An 8,055-nucleotide genomic window follows, 5' to 3' on the forward strand; every position below is an offset into this window, starting at 1 on the left:
GCCCAAATCCGCGACCTCCCGGCCCCTTTGGCCGTGCGAAGCCATTTCCACGAAGAAAAAGCCTCTCGAAAAACAAACCCAACCCCAAAACCTCTGTGGGCCAAATCGAAGAAGCAAAGGCAACGGGCTTGATTCGCATACCGTTCCTGCAGCGCTGGCGCATAGCTCCTGTCGTTTTCGTCGAGCGACATCCGGACGTATTTCGAATCGGTCATTTTAGCCAACCACACCGAACCTCTCCGCGCAAAGGTGGCTTATCTCTTTCGAGAACGCCATCCCGGCAGAGCCGGTCAGACCTTTGCACTCCGAGAACCGGCATGGTTAAAAACGGCTTGACCGCTTCGAAATACGAATGTTCAGCTCTTTGAAAACTTCATACGCTTTGCGCTTGCCAGCTGGCGGCGGGTTTTGCTCATCAAGCCCTAAAGCATTCCGCTCATCGCCGCTCGGGCTAGAGCCGCATGCGAATCCGAATATTCGATTTGACCTAAAAAGTCAATCGAAAATAAAAAATATATCGATAATATGGAGGTTTTACGATGAAAAATGCAAATGTCGCCTTGTTCTTAATTAATTTTGGAAACCAAACTTGGAGATACGTACAAGCTCTTAACGATGAGAATTTAAAAGAATTGGGTACTCATGCGGTATTGAGAGATTTTTGTCCGAACTTCATTAACGAGCTAAAGCGAGGGGAAATGCTGATTGTGGGCGTGAAAGAGGGAGGGCAATACAGAGCAAGCTATAAGGCTATTTTCCTGGAATGGCTAGATAAAAGCTTCTGCCCGGATGCACCTTTTTTTATTGCGGATTTGACAAAGGGATATGATACGGATTTTTTTCGCAAAATTTTGAAATATGGAACCGAGATCAAGACGGTTCATGTTTGGACGGAATTGACGGAGCAGTTGCATCCGGAGCGGAAGGCAGGGGAAACGCTTGGCATCTACCGGGCAACCCCATTATGGGAAATAAAGGGATACGTCAAGCGCGTACCGATCAACGAGGTTTATTCCTTCCGGATTCATACGCCGACTGACATACTGATCCAAGAAGGCGACCGAATCATCTTGGCTGACACGCGCGGCAATACGTACTTTCACGCCGTGAGCAAGCACAAGTACACCGGAAAATTATGCGTTTATTACTCGGAAGATTCATGGGACAGCTTAGAAACGCTTTGCAATAAATTCAGCTGCTACGTTCAAAACATGAACTATCGGCCTAACTGTATGGCCTACGAAGCGGCGCGGTAGGTGAAGTGAAAATGGCTGGGCCGCTTAATCAGCGGCCTAAAGCGCCCCGTCCCCCAGGGGGGCCGGGGTTCCATTCCCTTTAAGAACGGAGGTACAACGGATGAAGTTCAATTTTTATGCGACAGTGATTACGACAGGCGGCTTGCTGAATATATTGGCCCATTCTAATAATGACGGATCCGTTCACGCCGAGCTGGCCGACGAGTTTGGACCGTGGAAAAAGGCATTCATTGACCCGACCGAGTTTCGCGCCTGGTTCCGGCAGCTGCACATCAAAAACGTTTTACGTAAGGCCGAAAGCTATTCCTAGCCCGCGCCACCTGGGAGCCGGATTCACCGGCTCCCAGGTGGAACGATCAAAACCATTCACGAAAAAGGAGCGGATCGAAGATGAATGAGCAAATGAAGAAAGAAGCGCCGATGGTAAGGACATACCGGAAAAAATACTCAGCTTACAATGAAGTCATCGAAGTGAATACGGAAACCGGCGAGTTTCGGCAATTCTTTTATGTTGTACCTAACGGACACGTTGGTAGCAATGGGTTGGAAGTCGGCAAAAGATTTTATCCAGCACGCGAAACGGATGTATCCCGAAGAATTGAAAGACGGATTCGATCTTTACCACTTACCGCGCTATGTTCCTCCATATAAGAGGGAAGTACCATCAGGGATTTCATAAGATCGGCATCCGGAGGCCGTAAGCTCCGGAAAATCAAAATTCAAGAGAGAAAAGTTAACTATAAATAGGGGGTACGTATAAAGATGCTGTATATATGCCGTTTTTGCGGTAATGATGAGGATTCCGAAGAAGCGGAATATGACCCCATTAATAACGGCTTTTGGTGTTCCTGTTGTGACGGATATACCTATCTTGATCCGGACGCGGCTAATGAGCATCGGTTTACGCTCATCTTGGAAGATGACCAAGGGGAAAATTCACTGATTCCTAAAGTTAATGTTTCTATGAATAAACGCGCATCGCCGCTCAGGTATCCAGGAGGCAAGTCCAAAATTATTCCTTACATATATTCGCTAATGCAATCCGGATCGACTCGGACTTTGGTGGGCGCTTATGCTGGCGGGGCTAGTGTCGAGCTTGCTTTACTGATGGCCGGGATTGTAGATGAGCTGGTACTGAATGATCTTGATTTCGGGATTTACGCGCTTTACTGGACGATCAAACATGCACCGTATGAGCTGATCCACCGCATTCGGTCCAAAGCTCCAAGTCATGATGATTTTTTTGCGTGTCAAGCCGTTCTAAAATCCGATTATTCTTCTTGCACGATCTTTGAAGCTGCTTGGGCGCAGCTGCTTGTCAACCGGTTAGCCTATTCCGGAATTTACAAGGCGAATCCGTTAGGGGGCCGCGCCGGTAGCAAACATGACTTGTTATCCCGGTGGAATCCGGATGATCTTTGCAAACGGATCCAGCGCATTCACAACGTTAGCGAACGCATCACACTTTTCAATATAGACGCTTGCCAGCTAATCGAGGAATATTACTGGCGAAGTCAAACGACTATCTTTCTGGATCCACCTTACACTATAGGAAAACAACTATACCGTTGCTACTACAACCGCGATGAACATATCAAATTGAACGTTCTCTTAGAGTCGCTTTATCAAGGAATGCCTGGCGCGGATATTATTTTGTGCTATGACAAACACCCCTTGATTGAAGAAATGTACATGTTGCCTACCATTGAATATTTCAGTCGCGTATACTCCCTTTGATCATTGAACTGTAAAGCACCAATTGTTTGTCGTACCTTACTGCAGCGCTGGCGCGGTCTACCACCGAAGGATCGGAGCGCTGCGCTACCGGCCTGGCCGGGGTCGAGGAAGCCCGCACATTGAGAAAGGAGGGAGTGCCGTGGGAAGCAGACGGCCAGCCGGAAGTCTGCAGCTTTGCTTTGTCTTCCTGGCGCGGCCTGCCGCCGAGGGACCGGAGCGCTGCGCTACCGGCCCCGGCGGGATCGAAGAAGCCCGCATATCGAGCAAAGAGGAAGTTGCCGCGTGAGCAGGCGGCCAGCCGGAAGTCTGCAGCAGCGCTTTGTCTTCATGGCGCGGCCTGCCGCCGAGTGACCGGAGCGCTGCGCTACCGGCCCCGGCTGGATCGAAGAAGCCCGCATATCGAGCAAAGAGGAAGTTGCCGCGTGAGCAGACGGCCAGCCGGAAGCCTGCAGCAGCGCTTTGTCTTCCTGGCGCGGCCCGCCGCCGAGTGACCGGAGCGCTGTACTACCGGCCCGGCCGGGATCGAGGAAGCCCGCACATCGAGAAAGGAGGGAGTGCCGTAGGAAGCAGACGGCCAGCCGGAAGTCTGCAGCTGTGCTTTGTCTTCCCGGCACGGCCGGGGGGACTTATCCGCTCACTAAACACTTAATCCATTTCGTTCCTTGTATGGAAAATGTGTCGAATTATGCAGGAAAAATGAACCATTACAGTGAATATATAATGTTAAGAAAAGGAGTGGTCAAACATGAGAACGTATGAAGATTTTTATAAAGAAAAGGCTGCTGAAATTAAAGTCGGTGAATCGAATATCATGGTTGATGTTGATGATAACCAGCTCATGATAGTTGTGAAGGTAGAGCAAAGCAAGCTAGACCGTATTCGAACCGAAAATAGAGCAAATGGCGGCCCTGGCGTAATGCCAATCCATCTACCGGGACGAAACTCTATTGGTTTGTCTGTCACATCTCCGCTTGATTTTGAGGGGACGTATGGTGCAACTGCAATTATTCCAATTAATGAACAAACGAAAGCTGCTTTGCTAGATGTTATTAATCTGCCGAGCAAATACGTTGAATTTGTTCTTGTTAGTGAAGCCGAGGACGATGTATACGGAATCGGGATTTTTACAAATGAAGTTTCAAAGGAAGTATTAAGAGGAAAACTTGAAATCGTTGGTCAATGATACGGAATAAAGCAAAGGATCTAGCGGCTCTCGGGGTAAGCCCCAAGAGCCGCTAGATTTCTATTGAGCTTCTTTTCCTTCTTATCGTTTCAGAAGAAGACTGAAATATAGGATGGTGAGTTATGGCGATCAAGTACATGAAAGAAGACGACAGATGCAGCGTATGCAGAGGACCGGCGCACGTTAGGAAATATAAGCTTTGCTCTCTACACTATCGAAGATTTTTAAGGGAGCATCGTCTAACGAAGTCCAGGAAGGTGAATGACCCAAGTCAAAGTTTAGGGGCGCTCTATCCGGAAGTTTCAAGAGAGTGGAATTATGAGCGTAACGGATCTATAGCCCCCTATGACGTTTACCCGAATGCCGACGAATTATTTTGGTGGACATGCCCCTGCGATCATACGTATGACATGACTGTTCATAATCGGATAGCTGGGAGGGGGTGTCCTTATTGTAGCGGAAACAGATTGACCGACGAAAATAGCCTGCTAAGTAAATTTCCGGAGATTGCGGCTGAGTGGGACATGGAGAAAAACGGCGATCTTACACCCGATAAGGTACATGCAGTAAAAAAGATGAAAGTATGGTGGAAATGTTCTCCAAAAGGCCACTCCTACCCGGCTTCTATTGATAACCGGACGAACCGGAAGTCAAATTGTCCCTACTGTGCGGGCCGACTCGTTTGTTTCGATAATTGTTTAGCCACCGTTCTTCCTGATCTTGCAAAAGAATGGCATCCGACGAAAAACGGCGAACTGACCCCTTTTCAAGTTACGCCTGGAAAGGCATTACGAGTATGGTGGCTTTGCAGAACAACGAGAGAACATGAATGGATTACTTCCTTAAACAATAGAAGTAAAAATAAGACGAATTGTCCTTATTGCGCTGGAAAGAAAAAATGGCATCCCGGTCAATCACAAGAAACAATCGATTGGAAGCTGCATTATAACGAGTGGTTTGACGAAATGAGCCATAGAGAGCTTCAGCACTTGAATGCTTCAAGCCATAATGATGGATGACCGGGAAGGAAGCCGCTGGGCAAGAATGAATAAATCTAAAATGGAATGCTATAATGAGATGAAAGGGTGTACTTGAGGAGCATGGAATTGAGCTGCTATTCTGCAAAAATTGTGCTGCCAGAAAAGCTATACCATGGGACAAGCCTTAAAATAAATAGCGATGAGTTAAAAGGGTTTTCCCAACAAATGCTTAATCGAAATTATTGGGGGTATGGCAAAGACTTCGGTTTAGGCTTTTATACCACTCACTTATTTGAACAGTCAAAGGAATGGGCCGAAAGAGCGCCGATTAAAAGAGCCAGGTATGAACATATTTCATCGGATCATTATAGAGCTTGTGTATTACAAATCAAGTTCGACTTAACGAAGGTTCGTAATCCACAAATTCTTATGTTTACGGATGCTTCTCGTACCTGGGCACAATTTATTTTGGAAAATCGGTTGCAAACCAAGAAAAGTCTCCCTGCGCTGGATTGGGATCCGGATATTGTGATTGGCTATATGGCCGATAATTCTACAAATAAGCTGGTATCCCAATTTAAATTCGATGACTCCTATACGTTCGATATGTTTTATGATGATATTCAGCGCAAAGAATCCGGAGTGCCTTTACGAATGGATCAGCTGGGGAATCAATATAACTTCTGCAGCGAGGACATGAACGCTGCTTTAGAGCTTGAAGGTTGTTATTTACTCGAAAAAGGAGAGTGGATGTATCATGGCATCGATGATCCGTACTTATCAAGATTTGGATTACTTTGAAAAGCATATCGTCGAAATTCTCAAAGAGGATTATGGGCGAGATCAACAATCGGCTGTCGATATCGTTAATGAGTACATGGATATCTTACAGCTGCTCAATGATGGTCATGAATCCGCAAATTCCTTTGCAGAGATGTTCGATGATGCTTACCGCTCGGGAACTTCGGGGCAAGCGTGGATGGATAATATTAGTAACTACTTGCTTGAGAATGTGACAGAAATAAAGTCATTTCTCGAATTCTTAGAGACTCAAAATACGCCGATGACAATAAGGCCCGATGGCGTATTCGTTATTAAAGGGAAGCCGTATGTGGCGATGTATGTGGGAGAAAGCCATCCGACACATACCGTAAGATGGGGAACTTTCTATGTCAGTTTAGATTTGACTGACATACAGACCATGGATTATGTGACAGGTGACGTTATTTCTCTCGAAGAATGGCGAAGGTTGGAAAAGGAAAGAAGAAATAGGGCCGACTATAATTAAGTCGGCTCTTTTCATTTTAACGGCCCATAATTTGTATTTTATGGGCCGTTAGGTGGTTTGTGTGGCCCGTTAGCTGCTTCATGTGATAAATTCGCAAAATACCGGATCCCGAAGCATTTTATTTCGCGTCCAATTCCGGATTTTAACGAGTGCTTTTATGTGCGGATCCAAAAATACGTATTTGTCATTTTCTCCGATGATGAATGGTCTGCTCTTGGCATAGAATGTTTTTCTTGCTTGCGGATTTGTTCCCAGGCGAATGATCCCGGCCGGCCGATATTTCCCGTTTTCTTCAACTGCAGTTAACCATCCGAATTCTTTTTTATCGAATCCAACGAGGGCCACAGATTCATATTCCCAGCGGATCACCTTTAGCCATTCCGGGGACTTTTTTGAAACGTAGAGGGAATTTTTCTTCTTTATTGTATAACCTTCAAGCTTTTGCTGTTTGACGATTTCAAATAGGTTGGATGCTTGTGTGCCGTCAAACTGAGGGATGATTTGGATTAGGGGATGGGGAGGCAGGACTTGTTCTAATATTTTCCTCCGTTCGGTTAAGGGAAGTTTTGTTAAGTCTTTTTTGTAGTAGGGAATATCCCATACGATATAATTTACCGGCCGCGCAGCTGCAGCTCTTTTTATTTTATCGCTTTTCTTTAAAGCGAAGCGTTCCATGATAAGCTCGAAATCTACTTTGCCGGTTTCCGGATCGGTCATGCATACTTCTCCGTCCAAACAAAAATCTCCCGATAGTTTTAAATCCAAAAGCTCCTCATATTGATTCGTAACGATAGTTCCATGGCGTGTATACAGCTGGCGTTTGTCGTTTTGCTGCGTATACATCAACCGGTGTCCGTCGATTTTAGGCTCTACGACTGCATTTGGATCATTGATTGCCGCCTCTGATGCCGTTTCTAAAAGCATGGGCGAAATTTTCATGGTCATCACCTAATCTTAGTGTACAGGACCGGGAAGGTGTTTTTTAGTGGTAAATGAAGGTGATATTTATTTTTATCCCCCAGCTCGTTCAGTCGGGAACGCCAAGCGACTCCACCGGCAGGTGCAAGCACCTAAAAGCCGGTAGATTCCATTGGCCTTCTTCTCCTCCTTTGCGTTCCGATGAAAATAGAATACCCTAATGGACAAATTGTAAGGAGCTGCAGCTGCAGCTCTATTTGCATTTGCCCGTTCCGGATCCAAATCCAGGACCGCACCGGCCAGGACGCGCACGTTGCGCGCGCACTAACCGGCATGAAGGCCGGGCGCTGCCCGAATGGAAGCCACCGCCGCGCGGCGGTGGCTTCGGATACTCTTGTGGCCGCCAAGACCGGAGGCCGCCCAAATGCGCGACCTCCCGGCCCTTCTGGCCGTGCGAAGTGATTCCGAGAAGCGAAAACCTCTCGAAAGAGAAAACCCATGGTGGGAAGACTCGAAGAAGCAAAAGGCCGGGGCTTGATTCGCAGGCCGGTGCTGCGGCGCTGGCGCTTGCTCCTGTCGTTTTCTACGAGCGACATCCGGACGTATTTCGAATCGGTCATTATAGCCAACCACACCGAACCTCTCCGTGCAATGGTGACTTTTCTCTTTCGAGAACGCCATCCCGGCAAGCCG

General features: G+C 47.1%; 11 protein-coding genes. 9 read left to right on the forward strand and 2 right to left on the reverse strand.

Annotated elements, in window-relative coordinates:
- Positions 1-224, reverse strand: a 224-nt coding sequence (locus ABES02_RS29670; protein WP_430141617.1) for a hypothetical protein, incomplete at its 3' end; no start/stop codon positions are given.
- Between the two features lie 315 nt (positions 225-539).
- On the opposite strand from ABES02_RS29670, the gene ABES02_RS29675 reads away from it, so the two are divergent.
- The 8 genes from ABES02_RS29675 (at position 540) to ABES02_RS29710 (ending at position 6,444) form a co-directional block, all read left to right on the forward strand.
- The gene (locus ABES02_RS29675; RefSeq protein ID WP_430141618.1) at positions 540-1,256 is read left to right on the forward strand and encodes a hypothetical protein; all 717 of its coding nucleotides are present in this window, start codon (positions 540-542) and stop codon (positions 1,254-1,256) included.
- A gap of 100 nt (positions 1,257-1,356) precedes the next feature.
- Positions 1,357-1,566, forward strand: a complete 210-nt coding sequence (locus ABES02_RS29680; RefSeq protein ID WP_430141619.1) for a hypothetical protein — start codon at positions 1,357-1,359, stop codon at positions 1,564-1,566.
- A gap of 80 nt (positions 1,567-1,646) precedes the next feature.
- The gene (locus tag ABES02_RS29685; RefSeq protein WP_430141621.1) at positions 1,647-1,907 is read left to right on the forward strand and encodes a hypothetical protein; all 261 of its coding nucleotides are present in this window, start codon (positions 1,647-1,649) and stop codon (positions 1,905-1,907) included.
- Between the two features lie 111 nt (positions 1,908-2,018).
- On the forward strand, positions 2,019-2,993 hold the full coding sequence (locus tag ABES02_RS29690) for a DNA adenine methylase (RefSeq protein WP_430141622.1): 975 nt from the start codon (positions 2,019-2,021) through the stop codon (positions 2,991-2,993).
- A 745-nt stretch (positions 2,994-3,738) separates the two neighbouring features.
- Complete coding sequence (locus ABES02_RS29695) at positions 3,739-4,176, forward strand: hypothetical protein (RefSeq protein ID WP_430141624.1); 438 nt, start codon at positions 3,739-3,741, stop codon at positions 4,174-4,176.
- Between the two features lie 122 nt (positions 4,177-4,298).
- Positions 4,299-5,195: a zinc-ribbon domain-containing protein gene (locus tag ABES02_RS29700; protein WP_430141627.1), complete on the forward strand. Its 897-nt coding sequence runs from the start codon at positions 4,299-4,301 to the stop codon at positions 5,193-5,195.
- An 87-nt stretch (positions 5,196-5,282) separates the two neighbouring features.
- Positions 5,283-5,957: a DUF3990 domain-containing protein gene (locus tag ABES02_RS29705; protein ID WP_430141630.1), complete on the forward strand. Its 675-nt coding sequence runs from the start codon at positions 5,283-5,285 to the stop codon at positions 5,955-5,957.
- Positions 5,923-6,444 carry a hypothetical protein gene (locus ABES02_RS29710; protein WP_430141632.1) on the forward strand — a complete coding sequence of 174 codons (522 nt, stop codon included), beginning with the start codon at positions 5,923-5,925 and terminating at the stop codon, positions 6,442-6,444. Before ABES02_RS29705 ends, ABES02_RS29710 begins: the two co-directional genes overlap by 35 nt.
- A gap of 78 nt (positions 6,445-6,522) precedes the next feature.
- Here ABES02_RS29710 and ABES02_RS29715 read toward each other — a convergent pair whose 3' ends face one another.
- Entirely contained in the window at positions 6,523-7,383 is an 861-nt protein-coding gene (locus tag ABES02_RS29715) for an ATP-dependent DNA ligase (RefSeq protein WP_430141633.1), read from the reverse strand.
- Between the two features lie 477 nt (positions 7,384-7,860).
- On the opposite strand from ABES02_RS29715, the gene ABES02_RS29720 reads away from it, so the two are divergent.
- A partial coding sequence (locus ABES02_RS29720; RefSeq protein WP_430141635.1) for a hypothetical protein occupies positions 7,861-8,055 on the forward strand: 195 nt, incomplete at its 3' end.

This window comes from Neobacillus pocheonensis (assembly GCF_050477905.1).
GTDB lineage: Bacteria > Bacillota > Bacilli > Bacillales > Cytobacillaceae > Neobacillus > Neobacillus pocheonensis_A.